The sequence below is a fragment of the Congregibacter litoralis KT71 genome (genome assembly GCF_000153125.2).
In the GTDB taxonomy this organism is placed as follows: domain Bacteria; phylum Pseudomonadota; class Gammaproteobacteria; order Pseudomonadales; family Halieaceae; genus Congregibacter; species Congregibacter litoralis.
The window spans coordinates 2,955,106-2,975,130 of sequence record NZ_CM002299.1 but is presented as its reverse complement, the minus strand read 5'-3'; the positions used below and the strand labels follow the sequence as shown (position 1 = coordinate 2,975,130).

General features: G+C 59.6%; 17 protein-coding genes. 11 read left to right on the top strand and 6 right to left on the bottom strand.

The features are described 5' to 3' along the window. Positions 1-14: 14 nt before the first annotated feature. Complete coding sequence (locus KT71_RS13550) at positions 15-1,301, top strand: amidohydrolase (RefSeq protein ID WP_008294807.1); 1,287 nt, start codon at positions 15-17, stop codon at positions 1,299-1,301. 49 nt (positions 1,302-1,350) lie between these two features. Here KT71_RS13550 and KT71_RS13545 read toward each other — a convergent pair whose 3' ends face one another. Both KT71_RS13545 and KT71_RS13540 read right to left on the bottom strand, forming a co-directional pair. Next, the gene (locus KT71_RS13545) at positions 1,351-4,542 is read right to left on the bottom strand and encodes an efflux RND transporter permease subunit (RefSeq protein WP_008294808.1); all 3,192 of its coding nucleotides are present in this window, start codon (positions 4,540-4,542) and stop codon (positions 1,351-1,353) included. Beyond that, positions 4,539-5,636: an efflux RND transporter periplasmic adaptor subunit gene (locus KT71_RS13540; RefSeq protein ID WP_008294809.1), complete on the bottom strand. Its 1,098-nt coding sequence runs from the start codon at positions 5,634-5,636 to the stop codon at positions 4,539-4,541. The genes KT71_RS13545 and KT71_RS13540 overlap by 4 nt, the downstream gene beginning before the upstream one ends. A 251-nt stretch (positions 5,637-5,887) precedes the next feature. On the opposite strand from KT71_RS13540, the gene KT71_RS13535 reads away from it, so the two are divergent. After that, entirely contained in the window at positions 5,888-6,319 is a 432-nt protein-coding gene (locus KT71_RS13535) for a TerB family tellurite resistance protein (protein ID WP_023660061.1), read from the top strand. Between the two features lie 62 nt (positions 6,320-6,381). On the opposite strand, the gene KT71_RS13530 is transcribed toward KT71_RS13535, so the two are convergent. The 3 genes from KT71_RS13530 to KT71_RS13520 are packed head-to-tail and all read right to left on the bottom strand — an operon-like array spanning position 6,382 to position 8,199. Continuing rightward, positions 6,382-7,362 (bottom strand): threonine dehydratase, encoded by a 981-nt coding sequence (locus KT71_RS13530; RefSeq protein ID WP_008294811.1) that lies wholly within the window; start codon positions 7,360-7,362, stop codon positions 6,382-6,384. Then, entirely contained in the window at positions 7,355-7,777 is a 423-nt protein-coding gene (locus KT71_RS13525) for a DUF6691 family protein (protein ID WP_008294812.1), read from the bottom strand. Before KT71_RS13525 ends, KT71_RS13530 begins: the two co-directional genes overlap by 8 nt. Next, the gene (locus KT71_RS13520) at positions 7,777-8,199 is read right to left on the bottom strand and encodes a YeeE/YedE family protein (protein WP_008294813.1); all 423 of its coding nucleotides are present in this window, start codon (positions 8,197-8,199) and stop codon (positions 7,777-7,779) included. Before KT71_RS13520 ends, KT71_RS13525 begins: the two co-directional genes overlap by 1 nt. 114 nt (positions 8,200-8,313) lie before the next feature. Here KT71_RS13520 and KT71_RS13515 point away from each other — a divergent pair, with 114 nt between their 5' ends. From KT71_RS13515 to KT71_RS19765, 6 genes are all read left to right on the top strand, one after another. Beyond that, a complete protein-coding gene (locus tag KT71_RS13515; protein WP_008294814.1) occupies positions 8,314-9,588 on the top strand; it encodes a TMEM143 family protein in 1,275 nt (424 codons plus the stop codon). Between the two features lie 44 nt (positions 9,589-9,632). Further along, positions 9,633-11,378 carry an ABCB family ABC transporter ATP-binding protein/permease gene (locus KT71_RS13510; RefSeq protein WP_202962460.1) on the top strand — a complete coding sequence of 582 codons (1,746 nt, stop codon included), beginning with the start codon at positions 9,633-9,635 and terminating at the stop codon, positions 11,376-11,378. A 7-nt stretch (positions 11,379-11,385) separates the two neighbouring features. Beyond that, positions 11,386-11,631, top strand: coding sequence for a FeoA family protein (locus tag KT71_RS13505; protein ID WP_023660060.1), 246 nt, complete (start codon positions 11,386-11,388; stop codon positions 11,629-11,631). Further along, positions 11,624-13,477 carry a ferrous iron transporter B gene (gene feoB / locus KT71_RS13500; RefSeq protein ID WP_008294817.1) on the top strand — a complete coding sequence of 618 codons (1,854 nt, stop codon included), beginning with the start codon at positions 11,624-11,626 and terminating at the stop codon, positions 13,475-13,477. The genes KT71_RS13505 and feoB overlap by 8 nt, the downstream gene beginning before the upstream one ends. 115 nt (positions 13,478-13,592) lie before the next feature. Further along, positions 13,593-14,534, top strand: coding sequence for an ABC transporter substrate-binding protein (locus KT71_RS13495; protein WP_008294818.1), 942 nt, complete (start codon positions 13,593-13,595; stop codon positions 14,532-14,534). Then, positions 14,531-17,437: an EAL domain-containing protein gene (locus KT71_RS19765; RefSeq protein WP_008294819.1), complete on the top strand. Its 2,907-nt coding sequence runs from the start codon at positions 14,531-14,533 to the stop codon at positions 17,435-17,437. Before KT71_RS13495 ends, KT71_RS19765 begins: the two co-directional genes overlap by 4 nt. A 29-nt stretch (positions 17,438-17,466) precedes the next feature. On the opposite strand, the gene KT71_RS13485 is transcribed toward KT71_RS19765, so the two are convergent. Then, a complete protein-coding gene (locus KT71_RS13485; RefSeq protein WP_008294820.1) occupies positions 17,467-18,009 on the bottom strand; it encodes a gamma-glutamylcyclotransferase in 543 nt (180 codons plus the stop codon). Positions 18,010-18,174: 165 nt separating this feature from the next. Between KT71_RS13485 and KT71_RS13480 the strand changes: the two genes are divergently transcribed. The 3 genes from KT71_RS13480 (at position 18,175) to KT71_RS13470 (ending at position 19,928) form a co-directional block, all read left to right on the top strand. Further along, positions 18,175-18,906, top strand: coding sequence for an SDR family NAD(P)-dependent oxidoreductase (locus KT71_RS13480; protein WP_008294821.1), 732 nt, complete (start codon positions 18,175-18,177; stop codon positions 18,904-18,906). Between the two features lie 70 nt (positions 18,907-18,976). After that, positions 18,977-19,345: a hypothetical protein gene (locus tag KT71_RS13475; protein ID WP_008294822.1), complete on the top strand. Its 369-nt coding sequence runs from the start codon at positions 18,977-18,979 to the stop codon at positions 19,343-19,345. Beyond that, positions 19,332-19,928 carry a hypothetical protein gene (locus tag KT71_RS13470; protein ID WP_008294823.1) on the top strand — a complete coding sequence of 199 codons (597 nt, stop codon included), beginning with the start codon at positions 19,332-19,334 and terminating at the stop codon, positions 19,926-19,928. Before KT71_RS13475 ends, KT71_RS13470 begins: the two co-directional genes overlap by 14 nt. Positions 19,929-20,025 lie beyond the last annotated feature (97 nt).

Here is a 20,025-nt window from a genome sequence, read left to right as displayed (position 1 = left end):
TGTGAGGACTCACCATGCGTCGAACTCTCCCCCTGGCTTTGTGTGCCGCACTGTGTGCGTCAACCCTGCAGGCCGCCCCCTTTGATGAGCTTGCCTACTACAAGTATCTCCACGAAAACCCTGAGCTGTCTTTTCAGGAAGAGCAGACCGCGGCAACCCCGGCCGGGACGCTCACCGGCGCCGGATTCACCGTTACCGAGGGCGTGGGTGGCCACGGGCTCGTCGCTATGCTGGAAAACGGCGAGGGCCCGGTCCTGATGCTCCGCGCTGATATGGATGGCCTGCCGGTGAAGGAAGATACGGGCCTGCCCTACGCCAGCACTGCGCGGGCCACGGAGATGAATGGACAGGAAGTGTCCGTCATGCACGCCTGTGGTCACGATGTGCACATGACCGTGGTCACCGCGGCAGCTCTGGAGCTCATGGAGCGGCGTGATGAATGGCAGGGCACGCTCATGGTGATTATGCAGCCGGCGGAGGAGCGCGGTGCGGGGGCCCGGGATATGCTCGCGGACGGTCTTTTTGAGCGCTTTCCCCAGCCGGACTACAACCTGTCGGTACACACCATCGCTACCCTGCCTGCGGGACAGATCGGCTATATCTCGGGCTGGATGATGGCCAATGTCGACAGCGTGGACATCACACTCCACGGCGTAGGGGGGCACGGCGCCTATCCCCATACGGCCAAAGACCCGGTGGTGTTAGCCGCTGCCGTGATTATGGACCTGCAAACCCTGGTGTCGCGATCCATTCACCCGGCAGAGCCGGGGGTGGTCACCGTGGGTTCGATCCATGCGGGCACGAAGCACAACATAATTTCTGACAAGGCGATTCTTGAACTCACCGTGCGTTCCTACTCGGATGAAGTTCGCGAAACGCTGCTGTCCGGTATTGAGCGCATTGCCGTGAAACAGGCGGAGGCCCTGGGTTTTCCCGAGGACAAGAAACCCGAAGTGGTGGTGAAGGATGAATACACGCCGGCCCTTTGGAATGATCCCGCACTGGTGTCTCGGGGAGTGGCGGCCATGCGCGCGGAACTCGGCGATGGGGTTCTCAAGGAAATACCCAAGGAAATGGGCGGCGAGGACTTTTCGCGCTACGGACGCACGGACGCAAAGATTCCGTCTTTTATGATTCGCGTGGGGACCGTTCCACAGCCTCTGTGGGACAAGGCCCGGCGGGGGGAAGCACGATTGCCCTCCCTGCATTCCGCCTTTTTTGCACCGGATCCCGCCCCTACCCTTGAGACGGGAAGACGGGCCATCACGGCCATGGCGCTGGATCTCCTCGCTGCGCCCTAGGTCGATGCCGTCCGGATGCTGAAATCAAGGCCCGCCTGAGGACCAGGACTCAGGCGGTGACCGCATCCTGCTGTTTGGGCGTCGCGGCTTTTTTGCTGCCCCGGGCAGCCCAGCGGTTTTTCAGATCCGTGGGGAGGGCCAGCAGGGCGGGTGTGGCAATCAGAGTCAATACCGTTGCGAAGGACAGTCCAAATACGATGGCCTGGGACAGGGGGCCCCAGAAGGTCGCCATTTGCCCTCCGGCGGTGATACTGCGATTGACGATGTCGATGGACAGATCGCAAGCCAGGGGTAGAAGACCAAAGACCGTCGTCACGGTAGTGAGCATGACAGGCCTCAGTCGCTGTGCTGCGGCGCGGACGATGGCGTCCTGAACGCTGAGCTCCGGATTCTCGCTGCGCACAACGTTAAAGGTGTCGATGAGTACGATGTTGTTGTTCACCACGATGCCCGCCAGGGCGACCACACCGACGCCGGTGAGGATGGCGCTGAAGGGGTTACCGGTGATGATTAATCCCAGCAAAACCCCCGCCGTCGACATGATGACAGCGAGAAGTATCAGCCCGCTCTGATAGAAGCTGTTGAACTGGGTAACCAGCAGCACGAACATCAACAGAAGCGATAGCAGAAAGGCACCCTGGACAAAGGCCATGGAATCCGCCTGTTCTTCGTTCGCACCGCGAAATTCGATGGTGAGTCTCGGATCAAAGGTCTGGGTTTCCAGCCATTCCTGAATTTCTCCGACCATGGTGTCCGCCAGAACGCCCTGCACGACATTGGCGCGGATACGCTCAACGGGGAAGGTATCGATGCGCTGAAAGGTGTCTACGCCGGGTGCAGGCTGGATGCGCACAAAGTTGCTCAGGGGAATCTGTCCCTGGGATGTGCTCACCCGCAGGTTGTCCATAGCGCGGATGCCGCGATCCTGAATGGGAAAGCGCGCCCGGATATCCACGGCATCATCGGCGCCGTCGGGGCGGTACTCGGCGACTTTGACGCCATTGGTCACCAGCTGCAGGGCAACGCCCGCGGACTGTACATCCGCACCGTAGAGTGCCGCCTGGGCACGGTCTACCTGCATGCGCCACTCGATGGAGGGCAGGGCCCGGGTGTCATCGATGTCGATAAGCTCCGGCAGGGAGTCGAGATGCTGGCGAATGCGCAGCATGGCCGGTTCGAGGAGATCCCGGTGTCGCGATCGAAGCTGAATCTGTATGGGCTTGCCCACGGGCGGGCCCTGTTCCATCGCGCTCACTTCGACATTGATACCCGCAAAGTCCCGGGTTCTCTCCCGCAATTCTCGAATGACAGCAAAGCCATCCCGATCGCGATCCCACTCGGGCACAAGCTCCAGAAAAATGCTGCCGATGCGATCGTTCACAGCGCCACCGCTGCGACCGCCACCGCCGCCGCTGCCGGGCAGAATGGTGCGGGTGTTGACGGAGCGGATGTCCGGGACCTGCAATACCTCGCGCTCCACCTCCAAGACCAGCTTGTTGACCTCCGCCTCAGAAAAGTTGCCCCGCCCGCTGACAGACATGGAGATGAACTGGGGATCGGAGTCGTTGAAGAACACCATCCCCGCACCGTATTTGCCATAGGCCCAGAACACACAGAACAGCAGCGTAAAAATCGTGCCTACCGTTGTCAGAGGGTGTCCCGTAATCCAGGCCATCATTCGGGCATAGGCGCCGGTAATGGTTTTAAGCTGGGTGGGGTCGCCGTGATCCAGCTCCTCCATGGTGGCCTGTTCCGCGGCGCTGTGGACCGTGGGCTTACCAAAAATCGATCCCAGCACGGGGCCGAAGAGCAGGGCATAGACCAGGGAGCCGCTGAGCACCGTAAACACGGTCACGGGGAGATAGCGCATGAATTGCCCGGAGATGCCGGGCCAGAAGATCAGGGGCAAAAATGCGGCGAGGGTAGTCGCCGTTGATGCGGTCACGGGCCAGAACATGCGTTTGACGGCCTCGGAGTACGCTTCCTTGTGATCGAGGCCTTCGCTCATCTTGCGATCTGCGTACTCCGTCACCACGATGGCGCCATCAATGAGCATGCCCAGTCCCAACAACATGCCGAACATCACCATGAAGTTGAAGGTGTAGCCCAGCTGGTAAATGATGATGATGGAAAACAGCAGGGAAAAGGGGATTCCCAGGCCCACGATGACGCCGCTGCGAAAACCCATGGCGGCGACGACGATCACCATGACCAGGGCGAGGGCCGTCATGATATTGCCCTGGAGCTCCGTGACCTGCGTGCGTGCAAAGTCCGCGGTGTTCTGGGAGGGGACCACCAGGATGGTGGAGGGCAGTCCGGCGGTCGCCTCTTCAACGACCTTGAGTACGGCTTCAGAGGTATCGATGACATTGGCATCAACGCGCTTTTTCACCTCTACGGTCATGGTTTCCACACCGTTGAAGCGCGCATGACTGGTGCGGTCCTTGAAAGTCCGGCGGATGCTGGCGACGTCCGACAGCGTAACCACGGAGTCTCCGCTGACCTGCACGGGCAGGTCCATGATGTCGCTGGCGGACTCCACGACGGAGGGTACTTTTACAGAAAAGCGCCCATTGCCCGTGTCGACGCTCCCCGCAGGTATCAGGCGGTTGTTTCTTTGCAGGATACTCACCAGAGACTCGCTGGAGATCTGATAGGCCTCCAGGGCCTGGGGATCGATAATCACCTCGAGGACTTCTTCGCGGTCACCGCGAATCTCGGCGGTGAGCACCGAGGGGATGGACTCAATGTCATCCCGGAGGCTCAGCGCCGTTTCGTAGATCTGACGTTCGCTGGCGCCGCGACTGAGCAGGTTGATCTGGATCAGCGGAAAATCATCCACATCGAGTTCCCGCACGACCGGCTCTTCGGCGGTGGTGGGTATCTCTGACTTACCCCGGTCCACGGCTTCACGCACATCCGTGAGGGCGACGTTCAGATCCACGCTGGGTTCGAACTCCACAAACAAGGTGGCATAGCCTTCGGAGGCGGTGGCGCTGATTTCCTTCAGTCCCTCAATTTTGCGGAGCTCGATTTCCATGGGCTGGATGAGGAGTCGCTCGGAGTCCTCGGGAGAAATGCCCTCGTGGGGAATGCCGATGTAAAAATAGGGGAGGACGATGTGCGGATCATTGGCGATGGGCAGCGCTGACCGCGAAATCAGTCCCGCCAGTACCAAAACACCCATGAGCATCAGGGTGCTTCGCGACCTGTCGATGGCCTTGTCGATGTACCCACTCATAGGAGACTGGCCGTCGCCGGGGCGAGACTCTCGTCCACGGTTTCTACTTCCTGGCCTGCGGAGACAAACTCGTGACCCACGGTGATGAGACGGACTACTCCGGGCAGGCCGGTTACCCAGGCACCATCGGCGGCGTCCTCAACGATGGTGACGGGGTGGAAGACAACGCGGCTGTCGCGGTTGACGGCGCGCAGGCCGATCACCCCGGCGTCGTTGAGGGTGAACAGCGCCGGCGACACGCGGTGAGCCAATACTGTTTCGGTCTCTACGCTGGCTACGGTTGTGAGGCCGGCCCGGAGTCTATAGTCGGGGTTGGGCACCGTGATCTCCACGGGGTAGGTACGTGTGGCGGCATCGGAGACGCTGCCTACAAAGGTGACTTCGCCAAGGAGCTTTTCGTCGGTGCTGGTGCGGGCGGTGACGGGGCTGCCGAGGCCGACGTAGTTAATATCCTGCTCGGAGACATTGGCCTCGATGAGCAGCGGGTCCAGATCGATGAGGGTGGCGCAGGGTTCGCCGATGCTGGCGAGGTCGCCCACATCGATATGCAGGGTTTCGATAACGCCATCGAAGGGGGCGGTAATCCGGGTTCGGGCAAGATTGAGTTGTTGTCGAGCAAGACCCGCGCGCGCCGATTCAAGTTCCGCCGCGACCTGCGCGATACGGATTTTGGAGAGGAGATTTTTGTCCTGAAGCTCCAGCGCGCCGCGATACTCCAGCTCGGCCTGGGATAGCGCTGCCTCCGCTTCTGCTACCGCGGCCTCGCGATCATCGATTGCGAGTTCGCAAAGGAGGGTGCCGGCCTCAACGCGATCGCCGCGCTCCACGGGCCTGGCAATGACGCGACCGGCCGTTTCTGCGCTGACCGTGGCGCTCCGCTTGCTGGCCGTTTTTCCGCGTAGAATCCGTGTCAGGGTTCGCTGCTCGGCATTGAATTGCCGCGTGCGCACCCGCGGCAGCGCCTGTTCCCGGTCAGCCAGCGGCGCCGTCTTGGTATCCAGGGTGGGTTCCGGTCCTGGCGCGAACATGCCCGACGCCAGCCACAGCATTAAACCAACGCCAATTAGCGTTGCGATGAAAAGGTTCTTTTTCATGACGATTTTCGCAAAAGTAGACGTCCATTATACCGCTGACGGGGGCGCTCCCGGGACCGTCAGAGGCAGCAATATTCACGGGAGAGATACGCAGGGTCGGCGCATTTGGCTTACCTCCTGAGTGATGACGACCGCCAGGGTGTGAAATAAACGGCTGGTCGCTGGCAAGATTGCCAGCCCAGCGGTATTCTCGCTGGGTAAAAGTCAGTATGATCGTGCGTCGGCCAGCCTCGGACAGGGAGATAGGATTTATGGCACTGGTAGATTTTAATAAGGTAAGACAGCTTTTTGGTGAGTCTCCGCAAACAGCGGATTCTGATCTGTTCCGTGAGCTGTTTGTGCTGGTGCTGTCTCGCGCCACGGACGCCGATGCTTATACACACCCGGCGGAAATCGCCACGGTGCAATCGGTGATCAAGGAAGAACTGGGTACGGATTTGTCAGACAGCGAGGTGCGCACCGCAGCACTGTCAAAGATCTACGAGACAACGCCCCTGCAAAAGTGTCTGGTCAATGCCGCGCCGAAGCTGAACATGGAACAGCGTCGGGCAATCCTCCGGGGTCTCGTGGCCGTGATGCATGCCGATGACAGTATTTCCTCCCGCGAGGCCGAGTTCTTCAATATGGTCGTGTCCGCGCTGGGTTTGTCTGCTGCCGACGCCGCCGGTCTTATCGTCGCCTAGGAGGGTTTCCTCCGCTACCGCTCGAGCCCGCTGTGTCGGGCCGGGTTGTCTCAGAAAAGCGCCTAAATCCGTGGCGTTTTTCCGGCTAAAACCTCGCAAAACACCGACGTGTCCACGTTGCCCCCACAAAGAATGACAGCGACTTTTTCCCCGCGGTTGATTTCCTGTTCCTGAATGGCTGCCGCCAGTGGGGCTGCTCCCGCGCCCTCACTGACATTGTGGGTGCAGCTGAAATAGAGGCGCATTGCATGGGCAATTTCGTCGTCACTGACGGCGATCACCCGCCTGGCGCCTTTACCGTAGATCGCGAGAGCCTCGGGTACCACCGAGCGCACCGCCACACCATCGGCGAAGGTCTGCGCTGAGGGGGTGCTTTCCGGTTTACCACTCAGAAAAGCCTGCTGTGCGGCTGTGGCCTCTGTGGATACGACGCCGATCACTTCCGTATCCAGACCCAGGGCGTCCCGCGCGGCAATGACTCCACAGATGCCCGAACCACAACCAATGGGCACATAGACGCGTCGAATATCGGCTACGGCCCGGAACAGCTCCAGGGCATAGCTCGCAACACCGGCTACGAGAGCGGTATGGAAGGGCGGCACCAGAAAGAGGTCCTCGAGCGCAGCCAGTCGAGAGGCCTCCTCTCTGGCTTCATCAAAATCAGCGCCGTGCTCGACAAGCGTCGCACCAAAGCCGCGCATGGCATCGTTTTTTTCCCGAGCATTGCCTCGGGGAACCACGATCGTTGCCCCAAGACCCGCTGTGGCGGCCGCCCGCGCCTGACTTTGACCATGATTGCCCCGGGTGGCCGTAGCAATGCCGCGGCAATCCGGATGGGTTTTGCGCAACCACTCCATAAAGGTGATTCCGCCGCGAATCTTAAAGGCCCCCGTGGGGGTGTGGTTCTCGTGCTTGACCCAGAGCTCCGCGCCCAGGGCCTCGCTGAGCAGCGGCCAGGCATACTGAGGCGTTGGGGGCATTGCGCGGCCGACGGTGCTTGCCGCCTCATTCAAGGCGGCGAGAGAGAAGGGCGTGTCAGGCATTGTGTCTCCAGTTTTCAATGCGGTTGGCGATACCCATACCTGCCACCATCGCAGCGAAGAAATAGTAGGTTTTTGTTTCCCCGTAAAACAGCGCAGTGATTGCCGGTCCCGGACAGAAACCATAAATACCCCAGCCGATACCGAAGAGTACGGCACCGCCTAACAATTGCCTGTCGACAACAAGATTCACAGGAAAATGAAAGTCCGGGGCAAAGAACGGGTTTTCCTGTCGACGAACCAGAGCAAAACCGAGAAGAGTCACCACCACGGCAGACCCCATGACGAACATCAGAGCCGGGTCCCAGTCTCCAAAAATGTCCAGAAAGTCCAGCACCTTATCCCGATCGGTCATACCCGAGAGCACCAATCCAAAGCCGAACACCAAACCACTCAACAAGCCTGCAAGCGCTCTCATCAGCCGGCTCCAAGGAGGTGACGTGCCACAAACACCGTAGCGATGCCGCTGGCCATGAAAGTCACCGTAGCTACTGCAGAGCGCGGCGCAATAAGGCCGATACCGCAGACGCCATGACCGCTGGTACAGCCTTTTCCCCAGCGCGTGCCCATTCCCACCAGAAGGCCTCCCGCAATCGCCCAGGAGACCGGAAGGCTCTCGGGTGTTGGCAGGGGTATGTCGAGGAGGGTATGTGCCGCCGCTCCGCCAGCGATAAGCCCCAGGAGGAACAGCCAGCGCCAAAGGTGGCTCGCCTGTTCCGTCAGCGCACCCCAGAGTATACCGCTGATACCCGCGACTCTGCCGGCGAGAGAGAGGAGTAGCACGGCCGCCGTGCCTATGCACAGGCCTCCCGCCACCGCTATCCAAAGTTCTGAATTCATACTGCTTTTTTTCCTGTGGAAAACGCGGGCGCTATCTTGATCGGGAGACAGGGGAATGACAAGCTGTGCTCACTTTCATTTACCCCATCGATATGCAATCCAGGGAGGTGCCGGGTGGCCGCAGCTTCGGCTCAGGACAAGGCGGGCGACCCCGCGGCGACCGGAAAAACCAGCCCTGCGCCGCTGGCGGGGTTTCGTTTTATACCCTTTAGGCGGAGCGATCTCCTGGAGATGCTGCGTAGGGAAGAGAGCCTCGATGACGAGCAACTGCGGAGCTTCGAGGAAGCTGTCGCAGCGATTGAGAATGCTTTTCGCGACGAGTTCCATGGCAGTCGTCAGGCACTGAAAGACTGCTACGCGAGTCTGGACCCCGATGCGGATACCCGGTACGTCGCGAGCGCTGATCCCGAGGCTGATGCCGAGGGCAGTGATGCAACCGAGGCGCTGCGCAGACAACTGGAAGCGCTCCTTGATCGCGCCAATTACGAGCGACTGACGGATGCTCAGTTAAAGAAGGCTTTCCGCAGTTCTTCCCTGTTTCAGATTCGACTGCAGGTCGATATGAAGGACTTCGATAATGTCCTGCTCTATTGCCGCGGAGCCAGCGAGCGGGAGGAAACGGTTCCCCTGCTGTTTGGTCTCATCAAGCGTCGGACACATTTTGTGAACTATGATCGCGTCGTGCTGTTTTTGCGCTTTGCGGATCGGGGCAGCAAAACCGATGGGGACTTCACCCCGGGTCGGGTGATGATCAAGCTTTTTCAAAACGTCCCCGATGCGGATCTGGAAATGCTGTTTCCCAACACCCGCGTCGCGATGCGCTGGACCGATCGCCTTCTCATCGGCGTGCCGGCGGTGGCCAGTGGTGCCATTGTGGCGACGACCAAACTCGGTGCGCCCCTGATTCTCCTCGGCACCCTCGGTGGTTTCTGGTTGGGCCTGCACAGTGAACCGGTGGTACTGGATAAGCGTGGACTTCTGATGATTGGCGCGGGATTCAGTGCCCTGGGCGCCTATCTCTGGAAGCAGTGGTCCAGTTATCGAAATCGGAAGATGCGGTTCCGCCAGGCCCTTACCCGCGATCTGTACTTCAAACTGCTGGACAACAATGCGGGGGTGCTTCTGCGGGTGCTGGATGACGCAGAGGACTCTGAGTGCAAGGAAGCCTTTGTAGCGCTGTATTTCCTTCTGGGGTCGTCCCGAGCGATGAGTGCCGAAGATCTCGATGATGTTATTGAAGCCTGGTTTGCCCGCCGCTGGCAGGCGCATCTGGATTTTGAAATAGATGATGCCCTGCAAAAACTTCAGCGCCTGGGACTTGCCGAGGAGCAGGAAGGGCAGTGGCGAGCGTCTCAGGGTCTGTCCGGCCTTAGCGCTCCCGTGCTGTGAAGGGCTTCGATAACACGGGTTCCACGGAGCCCTTACAACCGGGGTTGCTGGGCCATATCTACCGCCGCCTCGCGCCGGTGCTCCGGGAGAACCGGCGTCGAGTATTGCTGGCCCTGCTGTGTCTCCTCGCCGCAAAGGGTGGCCTGCTGCTGATACCCTTTCTGCTCAAAGCCCTGGTAGACGGCCTGGACGCCGGCGCCGAAGCCACGCCCCTGATGTTGCTGCTTCTGCTGGTTCTGGCCTATGGCGCGGCCCGCCTCGCCAACACGCTCTTTGGCGAGCTGCGGGATACGCTGTTCGGCCGGGTGACGGAGCGCGCCATGCGACGCATCGGACTGCAGGTGTTTCGTCACGTCCACAGCCTGGATTTGGATTTTCATCTCAATCGACGCACCGGCGGACTGGCGCGGGATATAGAGCGGGGCACCTCCGGTATCAGTTTCCTCCTGCGGTTTTTTATTTTCAATATCGCGCCCACCCTGTTTGAGATTGCCATGGTGACGGGGATTCTCCTCTTGGGATACGGCTGGCCCTATGCCGTTATCGTGCTGGCTTCCGTCACCCTCTATGGCCTCTACTCCTTCCGGGCAACGGCCTGGCGGACACGCTTTGTGCGCGAGGTTAACGAAGCAGACTCGAGCAGCAATACTCGCTCCGTAGATAGCCTCCTCAATTATGAAACGGTGAAATACTTCACCAACGAGGAGTTTGAGGCCCGGCGCTACGACGAGTCCCTCGCCGTATGGGAGGGCGCAAGACGGAAAAACCGTCTCTCGCTGTTTGCGCTCAATGGAGGGCAGGCGCTCATTATCGCGCTGTCCCAAACCTCCATGCTGGGTCTTGCGGCCTGGCAGGTCCAGGGCGGCAGCATGAGCCTGGGTGATTTCGTACTCATCAATCAGTTCATGTTGCAGCTGTTCATGCCCCTGGGTTTTCTCGGCTTTGTCTATCGGGAGATAAAAAGCTCCCTTGCCAATATCGAGCGATTGTTTGCGCTGTTAGACCGCCAGCCTGCGGTGGCCGACAAGGAAGACGCCGGGGAGCTGGAGGTGAGTAGGGCGGTGCTGGAATTCAAGGACGTGGCCTTTGCTTATGACGACGCGCGGCCCATCCTTCAGGGCGTCAGCTTTGCTGTGCAGGGCGGTGAAAAGGTGGCCGTGGTGGGCGCCAGCGGTGCGGGAAAGTCTACGCTGGTAAAACTGCTGTTCCGCTTTTACGACCCTCAGTCCGGAATGGTGAGCATCGACGGGCAGGATCTCCGGGATCTGACGCAGCGCTCCCTGCGGCGCCAGATCGCCATTGTTCCCCAGGACTGCGTCTTGTTTAACGACAGCCTTCGGGAAAATATCCGCTATGGCAACCCCGACGCGGACGAGGAGGCGTTGCAAAAGGCCGTCGCCGCTGCGCATCTTCAGGATTTTGTCGCCCGACTTCCCGCGGGACTTGATACGGTGGTGGGAGAGCGGGGACTGAAGCTCTCGGGCGGTGAGCGGCAGCGCGTGGGCATTGCCCGGGCGGCGATCAAGGACGCGCCCATCCTGGTGTTTGATGAAGCCACCTCAAGTCTGGACAGTCGCTCGGAGCAGGCGGTGCTCGGAGCCTTTTCTTCCATGGCTCAGCAGCACACCACTCTGGTGATAGCCCATCGCCTGTCCACCATCGTGGATGCGGATCGTATTGTGGTGCTTCACGACGGAAAAGTGGTGGAGCAGGGGAAACACCATGACCTGCTTCTTGAGAACGGGTATTATTCGCAGCTTTGGCAGGCGCAGCAGCGACGCAGCGAATAGGAATAGTGTGACCGTATCTCTTTGGATGCTGACCCGGGGTCAGCGTGGCGCGATAGACAGCTTCGATGAAGCCCTACAGGATGAATACCGGATCCGTCTCATGGAGCTGGGGTTTCATCCCGGCGAAACCGTGAGCTGCCTTCAGGCACCGGCCCTCGGTGCACCCAAGGTATATCGGGTTGCCAACACCGTGTTTTCCCTCGATGACGAAGTCGCGGGTTACGTCCGCGTGCGGCCCGAAGACGATGCCTGATTCCCAGCACGCCACCGCGCATAAGGCGCTGCTCATCGGGAGCCCCAACTGTGGGAAGACCCTGCTGTTTAATCGTCTCACGGGGCTGCAGCATCGTGTTGCTAACTTTCCGGGCATCACCGTGGAAATCGCCAGCGGTAAACTCTCGGGGCACCCCGGTGTCACCCTTTACGATTACCCGGGTACCTACTCGCTTCAGGCCATATCCGGGGAAGAGCGGGTAGCAGTAGAGCAGTTCGAGCTTGCATTAAAAGATCCGGAGCTCGGGGTAGTCCTGTGCGTCATGGATGTGACCCGCCTCGAAAAAAGTCTTTACTTTGCCTTGCAGGTCATTCGGGAGTGCGGTCGCGCCGGGAAACCGGTGCTGGTCCTTGCGAACATGATCGACGTGCTCGAAAACCACAAGATTGATATCAATCTCGAGGCGCTGAGTCGCGATCTGGGTGCCACAGTGCTGGGGATTTCTGCGCGAACGGGGCAGGGTCTGGACAGCCTTGACAGGGCCATCGAGGAGCAGCTCTCCGCGCCGGTGTGTCCCAGCGACAAGGGGGAGCCCGACCTGCTCCTTCGGGGGAATGCGCACCAACTGGCACGCAATTATGGCCCGAAGGGAGATGTGCTTCTTCGCACCCAGAACCGTCTGGATGCCTTCTTCCTGCATACGGGCTTTGGTGGCATCGCCTTCTTCGCAATTATGTACCTGCTTTTCCAGTCTATTTTTACCTGGTCGACGCCGGCCATGGACGCTGTGGAGCAGGGACTGGTGTGGATATCGGACCGCGTTGTCCCCCTCATGGGCACACCCCTACTAAAGGACTTTACCGCCGATGCATTGTTCTCGGGTCTCGGTGCGTTTTTGGTGTTTGTGCCACAGATTTTCGTTCTGACCTTTGTTATCGGTCTTCTGGAAGACTCGGGCTATATGGCCCGTGCAGCGTTGATCTGTCATCGACCCCTGCGCTTCTTCGGACTGACGGGTAAAAGCTTTATTCCCATGCTCTCCGGTGTGGCGTGCGCGATTCCCGGTATCTATGCGGCGCGCTCCATTGACTCACCGCGGCGGCGTTTTCTCACGTATATGGCTATCCCTTTGATGCCTTGCTCGGCGAGACTGCCGGTTTACACGCTGCTTATTGCCGCGTTTATTCCCCGTACCACGGCCCTGGGGGGGCTCGTGGGTTATCAGGGTCTGGCGATGTTTCTTGTGTATTTCTTCGGCATGTTCTGTGGCCTGCTGGTCACCGCCATGGTGTCGCGCTTCAGTAAAGCCAAGGAGTCGGATCTTCCCTTTGTTCTCGAAATGCCGGCCTATCGGGTGCCGGCCCTGGTGCCTCTGCTACGCAAGTCCTGGCGTCGCTGTCAGCATTTCGTAACTAAGGCGGGGGGCATTATTGTCACCGTTACCTTTGTGATCTGGGTGCTCGGTTATTTTCCTAATTACGGGGCTGACCTGGGTACATCGTGGCTGGGACAGATCGGACGCTTTGTGGAGCCGGTCTTTGCGCCTTTGGGGCTGGACTGGCGCTATGGCGTTGCAGTGATGAGTTCCTTCCTGGCGAGGGAAGTGTTTGTGGGCACCCTCGGGGTGATCTTTGGTATCGAGGGCGCCGAGGAAAACATGGTCCCCCTTGTCGCGCAGATTCAAAACAGTGATCTGGGACTGGCCTCGGGAGTGTCTCTGCTGGTGTTTTTTGCCGTAGCACTCATGTGCGTCTCTACCCTGGCCGTGCTCAGCAAAGAGGCGGGCTCCAATCGTCTTGCGATCCGCATGTTCTTGGCATATAGCGGGGGGGCCTATATCATGGCTCTGTTGTCGTTTCAGTTAGTGACTTTCCTGGGTGGTTAACTTCCGCAGCAATCCGGACAAGACACGCTAGACAAAACGAATAAAACGAACACAAAAAGCGGGGCTGCCCTGGCAATGCTGGTAAGTGATTTCCGGACGGTGTGAGAGTGAAAAGATGAAGCTCGCCCTGGTGCTCTGTATGGGTCTTAGCCTCTGCGCACTGCTGGCTTCCTGTCAACCGCGGGCTGAACTCCACATCGCTTTTCATCCCTGGGTGGGCTACGAAACCCTCAGTCTGGCAGAGGAGTTCCAGTGGCTACCTGACAACGTGGTACTCCATCGCTTTCCTTCATCTCAGGGGTCCATGGAAGCGCTTCTCGCCGGGGATGTGCAAGCTGCGGCGCTGACCCTGGACGAAGCCCTCCGCTTGCGCGATAAGCTGCCGAGGCTGGCCATTGTGCTGGTGATGAATGAGTCCGCCGGTGCCGATGTGATTCTCGGTGGAGAGGGCGTCGCCAGCGTGGGCGATCTGAAGGGTGCGCGGGTCGCCTATCAGCCTGACTCGGTCAGCGAATACCTGCTTCGTATGGCCCTGGATACCGAGGGTCTCTCTATTGACGATGTGATATCGGTAGAGCTTCCTCCGGGGAATCAGGTCCAGGCTTTCCGGCGCGGCGACATTGACGCGGTCGTGACCTATCCCCCCATGGCCGATGATTTGATCGCCCTGGGTGCCCGAGGGATTTTCGATAGCGGCGAAACTTCCAACACCATTTTTGATGTACTCGCCGTCGATCGTCGTGGACTCGTCAATCGACAGGAAATTCTGTCGCAGGTGACTGCTGCCCATTTTGAGGTGTTGAAGTATCTTGATCGCAGTCTTGAAGACACGGTCTACCGCTTTGCCGAATATCAGCAGACGAATGCCGCCGCGGTGCGCGAGACTCTCACGAAGATTCGCTTACCGGATCTCCCGGCGGTTCGCGGCCTTCTCGCGCCGGGAGGTGCCATAGCGAGGACTTCAGAGGCCCTGCTCAAAGCGGGTATCGTGCCCGTTGCTTCCGAAGATCTCAGAGATACCATCGATGGGCGCTACTTACCCCGGGGACCGCGGTGAAAATAGCTCGCGGATCACCCCTCGCACTCGGCCTGGTGATGGCGCTGCTTACCGTCATCACTCGCGCCTCCTTCGCGGAGAACCGCTTCCCGGTGCGAATCGCCACCCTGGAATACGACACTCCCGCGGCCGTTGCGGCGCAGATGCAGCCTTTGCTGGACGGGCTGAACGACAACTTTCCTGAGGCATCTTTTACCCTGGATATATTGTCCATGGACGAGATCGAAGCGGTTGCAAAAAGTAACGAGCGGGCGATCATCTTCACAAACCCCTATCACTATTTACGTCTCAAGGCGTCGGACAGCCTCACGGAAGCGTTTGCCACGCTCTATCGCGCTTCTCCCGTGGGGAATATAGGCAGTTCCGGTGGCACCATCCTGGTCTCCTCCGCCAGAACTGATCTGGGCTCCCTCGAGGATCTTCGTGGCGCGAGCATTGCCATCGGCGGCTTTGGCGACGCAGGAGGCTTTGTGTTGCCCATGGCCGAGCTTGCCCGCCACGGCATCAGGCGGTCAGACATCACCTGGCTTGAGGTCGGCAATCAAAATCGCGCGCTCCAGGCTCTGCTTCAAGGCCGCGTCGATGCGGCTTTCCTGCGATCATCGCTGATGGAGAGCCTGGTGCGCCGCGGCGAACTGGATGCTGCTTTGGTGACGGTGCTGAATCGCCAAAAGCTGGCTGACTATCCCTTTGCCGTGTCTACCCGGCTCCATCCCGAATGGCCCGTGGTGGCCACGCGCGCCATGGACCCTGAGCTTATTGGCCGCATTCTGGGCGTCATTTTATGGCGGCCCCTGGGTCGACATGTCACTACGGAGGGGGCGCTGTCCGGTGTGACAATACCGGCGAATTACGCCGCCCTGGAGAGCGAGCTCAAGATGCTCGGGTTGCCGCCCTACGACAGGCCGCCGGAGTTTTCCCTGGGCGACATCTGGCGCAGCTATACCCTGGGCGCCAGTGCTGCCCTGGCGCTCCTGGCGATCATTCTGGGTTTGCTGGTAGCGCTGTACGAACGGAACCGGCGATTACGGCACCTCTGGAAAGATCTGCGGGGAGCGGTGGAGGCGCAAAAAGAGGACCACCGTCGTCTGGAGGATCTCAATCAATACTTCGAACTGTTCCTCAACCGCACCACGGACTTTATGTATTTCAAAGATGCCTCCCGGCGTTTCGTGTTTGCCAGCCACAGCTTTGCCCAGTTGGTAGGCATGCCCGATCGCCATGGGGTGGAAGGAAAAACCGATGAGGATGTTTTTCCGCCGGAGCTGGCGGAGGAGTATCTGCGTCAGGAAGAGGAATTGTTTCGCTCCCGCGAGCCCCTGGTGGATCAGCGTCAGCGGTTCAAAAAGCTCGATGGCACCCTGGGTTGGATGTCAACCTACAAGTGGCCGGTGTTTGCTCCTGACAGTAACGAGATTATCGGCCTCTTTGGCATCAGCCGTGATATCACCGATCTCCATGATCATGAGCAGCAACTGGAACAGGCCGCCCATTACGATGCCCTGACGGGGCTACCCAATCGAACCTTGTTTTTTGATCGCCTGGATCAGGCCATGGCCTCGGCTGATCGACGACTGGTGGAGCTCGCCGTGGTCTACATGGACCTGGACAAGTTCAAGGAGATCAACGACGAGCATGGCCACGCCACGGGGGATCAGTTGCTCAAGCAGCTCTCCCGGGTTTTTAGCAGCCAGATCCGCCGCAGCGACACCGTGGCACGCCTTGGCGGCGACGAATTCGTTTTTCTTATCTGCGATTTCAACAGCCGTAAGGAGTGCATAGCGCTCCTCGATCGCCTCATGAGCACGATCCACGAACCTCGTGTTGTCGCCGGTATCTCCATGCAGGTGTCGGCGAGTGCCGGCATTGCCTTTTATTCCTCGGCCATGGATGTGGGACCTGACAGTCTCTTGCGCCAGGCGGATCAGGCAATGTATCGCGCCAAAGCCGGGGGGCGAAATCTTTACCGAATCGCCAACGAGGAAGCGGACTCCGCACTGCGCGCCTCTGTGGAAGTCTTCGGCCAGGCTATCGAGAACGAGGAGTTCGACATCTACTATCAGCCCCTCATTGATATGCGGGCAGCTACGGTGGTGGGAGCTGAGGCTCTGGTGCGCTGGCGACACCCGGAAAAGGGGCTTCTACTGCCGGATCAGTTTTTGCCCGGACTGGCGGGGCATCGCCTCGCTGTGAAGCTTGATGCCTGGGTGCGCGGTGAAGCCCTGGCGCAGCAGAAGCGCTGGCGGGATGCTGGACTGGATCTCGAAATGCATGTCAACGTGACGGCAGTGGATATTATCCACCCCGAGTTTGTACGTCGCCTGCGCACCGACATAAACCGCTCCGAGGGGCTCCCCGAAAGCCGCTTTACGCTGGAAATTCTTGAGAGTGCGGCGGTTGCGGACGCTGATCGTATCAACGCCGTGATCGCCGAGTGCCGGGAGCTGGGGGTGCACTTCGCTCTGGATGATTTTGGTACGGGCTACAGTTCCCTGGCTCATATCAAGGATCTCCGCGCCAGCACCGTCAAGATTGATCAGCGTTTCGTGCACTCCATGCACGCCAGCTACGATGACTTCGCGCTGTTAACGGCGATCCTGGCGATGGCCCGGGCTTTTGACCGGGAAGTGATCGTCGAGGGGGTTGAAACAATGGAGCAGGGCGAGATGCTCCTCCATCTAGGCTGCACGCTGGCTCAGGGCTTGTTGTTTGCGCCTGCCATGCCCCCGGAGGAATTCGCAAGCTGGGTGGAGGCATGGACGCTTCCCGGCCGTCTTTGCGAGGCGGCCGCCGCATTTTCTGCGTCACCCAGTGCCGTGGCCCTGGAGGGTAAAGCCCTTTGGGAGGCGCAAACCCGTGCCCGGGATTCCCAGCGCGACGCCCCGACGACGAGCCAGAACTAGGTCGTCGGCAATTTTTTGATGGGCGTGCTTCAATCCTGCGCTGCCTTGCCGCCGTCCCGCAAGGCCAGCAACTCTTTTTCAAGACTCATAACGTGTTCGTCCTGCTCGCCCAGCTCTCGCAGTGCGGCCGCCAGAGACAGAAGATAGTCGGCGTTACTACCGCTGGGTCCGTGGCTGGCCAGAATATGTTGTGCCAGAGCGCGATCGGAATCCGGACCAAGGAAGGCGTGATTATCCTCCCCTGCGATGTAAAAGGTGCCGCTTACGGTTTCCTCGCGATGGAGCAGCTGTAGTCGGGTGCGGTGACGCTCGTAGCCGTTTTTTTCCCGGTGATCCAGATGCGCGAACACAGACTCCTCCACCAAAAACGCCACGCCGCGACAAAGCGCGTCGGGATCGCGAATCAGCGTGACAACGCGTCCGGGGGACTCCGGAGTGCCCCGATGATCGTGGGAGCCTTGCCAGAAGCGTCGTGACCAGCCCCGGAGGAGGGCGACTTCGCGATCGATGTAGGGGAAGTCAACTTTATAGATGAGCGATCCGTAGCCAAAGACCCAGTGCGTTTTGCTCATCGATAAAATCTCGAAAACAGGCCGTTGCCCCGTGTACCGTTCACTCTGTACTCCTACTCAGAACTCCGCGTAGGCGCAATTTTACATCTGCTCCCCCGCTCGGTGCGTAATTCAGGCAGGCACATTCACTTGTAAACCGCGCAGACCCGGATAAAGGAATATTCCATGGCAGAGGACGATAATTCCGCACAGGCACTCGTAGTTGGTGGGCGGGGCGGTATTGGCAGCGCCATGGCGACGCAGCTGGCGCAGGATGGACGGTTTGATACCGTATGGACGGTGAGCCGCAACGCCAGCGACGCCGCGCCGGGACTCCGTTCCCTGGAGACAGAACACGATGAGGCACATATAAAAGTGCTGAGTGAGCAAGTGCTGGCGGAAAGTCCCCGGCTATCGCGGGTGGTTATTGCCCTGGGGACGCTCCATGGCGAGGGATACGGACCGGAGAAGTCTCTCGAGGCGCTGGAGGGAGCCTCCATGGAAGCGGTGTACCGCGTGAACTGCATGCTGCCCCTGCTGTGGCTGGCGGCGCTGGCTCCCGGCCTGCGTAAAAATCCCGACTGTCGCATTGCGGTGCTCAGCGCCCGGGTGGGCAGTATCGGTGACAACGGTCTCGGAGGCTGGTACAGCTACCGGAGCGCCAAAGCCGCTCTGAACATGGGGCTCAAGTGCGCGTCCATCGAGCTGGCGCGGCGGGCAAAGGGAGTAAAGCTCATGGCTTTTCATCCCGGTACCGTGGATACGCCACTGTCGGAGCCGTTTCAGCGCGGCATACCCGAGGGCAAACTGTTTACTCCGGCCTTCGTCGCCGAACGCCTCAGCGAGCTCCTCGATAGTCATCCTGCCGACGGTGAGCTTTCCTATCTGGACTGGGCGGGTAAAACCATACCCTGGTAGGAGTATCTGAGTAGAACGCTAGGTTATTCTGGGCTATGATTCCGGCCTCATTTTTTCCGGATGCAGACCCATGGCCCTGTCGTTGTCTCGATGTTCACTGTTCCTGTCCTTTGTTCTCCTGACAGCCTGCGCCCAATACGATTCCGAGCGGGGCGTAGAGGTGAATTGGGATCCTGCCACCCTGGACAGCTTTCAGGTGGGAACCACCACCCGGGCTGAGGTGATGGCGACTCTGGGTCCGCCGTCTCAACTGGTGAGTCTTGGCGATGAGACGGTGCTGTACTACCTGAATGAAGCCTCCCGAGGGCAGGGGCTGATACTCCTCGTGTACAACCGCTTTGATATCACTGCACGCTACGATCGCGCGGTTTTTATCTTTGATGACCAGGATATGCTCGCTGATTACTCCGGCTGGGTGACGTCCGATGAAGAGGACTAGCATCTCCGGCATAACGCTGTTTATCGTTCTGTCACTCTCGGGATGTTCCCAGTGGTACTACGAGTTCGGAGACGCGCTTCCCGAGGGTATTGAAGACGCGGTGCAGGGGCAGACTATGGCGTCCGTGCTGGTGAGACTGGGGCCGCCCCTGCGCTTTGCCACCGCCGATGACCAGCTTCTCATGGCCTGGGAGGCCTGGCGGGTGCGGGAGTCGGCGGTGGGTGTGAGTCTGGGATTTGCCGGCGCTGATTTTCTCAACGCGGACTGGGGTAGCGCGAAGATCGAGGGGGATTTTCTGGTGATGACCTTTGATGCTCAGCGGCGGGTGACGGCGGCGGAGCGCATTCGCAGGGACAATCGCCTGGGGGGTGGCGCAGCCATCCAGCCACTGTTCAGTTTTGTATCCGTGGTCGATGTTGAGGATCTGCTGTTGCCCCTGCCCCAGCATCGTTGGGGAGACGCGCAATTGCTCGATCTACCGCAGGTGCTCAACAATGTCGTAACCCCGGGTCTGGGGGCGGCTATCGAGCAGCGCGGCACCCCCACAGGATCAGGCGCCAGAAGCCTTGAATGGCGCGATTGATTCTTTAGTACACTTGGCGTTTTCATGTTTTCAACATTTTTAAGCTTCCCGAGGGATCCCATTCTGTAAACCCGAGCCTTTGGATCAAGCCTGTCGA

Coding starts and splice junctions, on each gene's coding strand:
- KT71_RS13550 (WP_008294807.1), top strand. CDS start 15: ATGCGTCGAACTCTCCCCCTGGCTTTGTGTGCCGCACTGTGTGCGTCA.
- KT71_RS13545 (WP_008294808.1), bottom strand. CDS start 4,542: ATGAGTGGGTACATCGACAAGGCCATCGACAGGTCGCGAAGCACCCTG.
- KT71_RS13540 (WP_008294809.1), bottom strand. CDS start 5,636: ATGAAAAAGAACCTTTTCATCGCAACGCTAATTGGCGTTGGTTTAATG.
- KT71_RS13535 (WP_023660061.1), top strand. CDS start 5,888: ATGGCACTGGTAGATTTTAATAAGGTAAGACAGCTTTTTGGTGAGTCT.
- KT71_RS13530 (WP_008294811.1), bottom strand. CDS start 7,362: ATGCCTGACACGCCCTTCTCTCTCGCCGCCTTGAATGAGGCGGCAAGC.
- KT71_RS13525 (WP_008294812.1), bottom strand. CDS start 7,777: ATGAGAGCGCTTGCAGGCTTGTTGAGTGGTTTGGTGTTCGGCTTTGGA.
- KT71_RS13520 (WP_008294813.1), bottom strand. CDS start 8,199: ATGAATTCAGAACTTTGGATAGCGGTGGCGGGAGGCCTGTGCATAGGC.
- feoB (WP_008294817.1), top strand. CDS start 11,624: ATGCCTGATTCCCAGCACGCCACCGCGCATAAGGCGCTGCTCATCGGG.
- KT71_RS13495 (WP_008294818.1), top strand. CDS start 13,593: ATGAAGCTCGCCCTGGTGCTCTGTATGGGTCTTAGCCTCTGCGCACTG.
- KT71_RS13485 (WP_008294820.1), bottom strand. CDS start 18,009: ATGAGCAAAACGCACTGGGTCTTTGGCTACGGATCGCTCATCTATAAA.
- KT71_RS13480 (WP_008294821.1), top strand. CDS start 18,175: ATGGCAGAGGACGATAATTCCGCACAGGCACTCGTAGTTGGTGGGCGG.
- KT71_RS13475 (WP_008294822.1), top strand. CDS start 18,977: ATGGCCCTGTCGTTGTCTCGATGTTCACTGTTCCTGTCCTTTGTTCTC.
- KT71_RS13470 (WP_008294823.1), top strand. CDS start 19,332: ATGAAGAGGACTAGCATCTCCGGCATAACGCTGTTTATCGTTCTGTCA.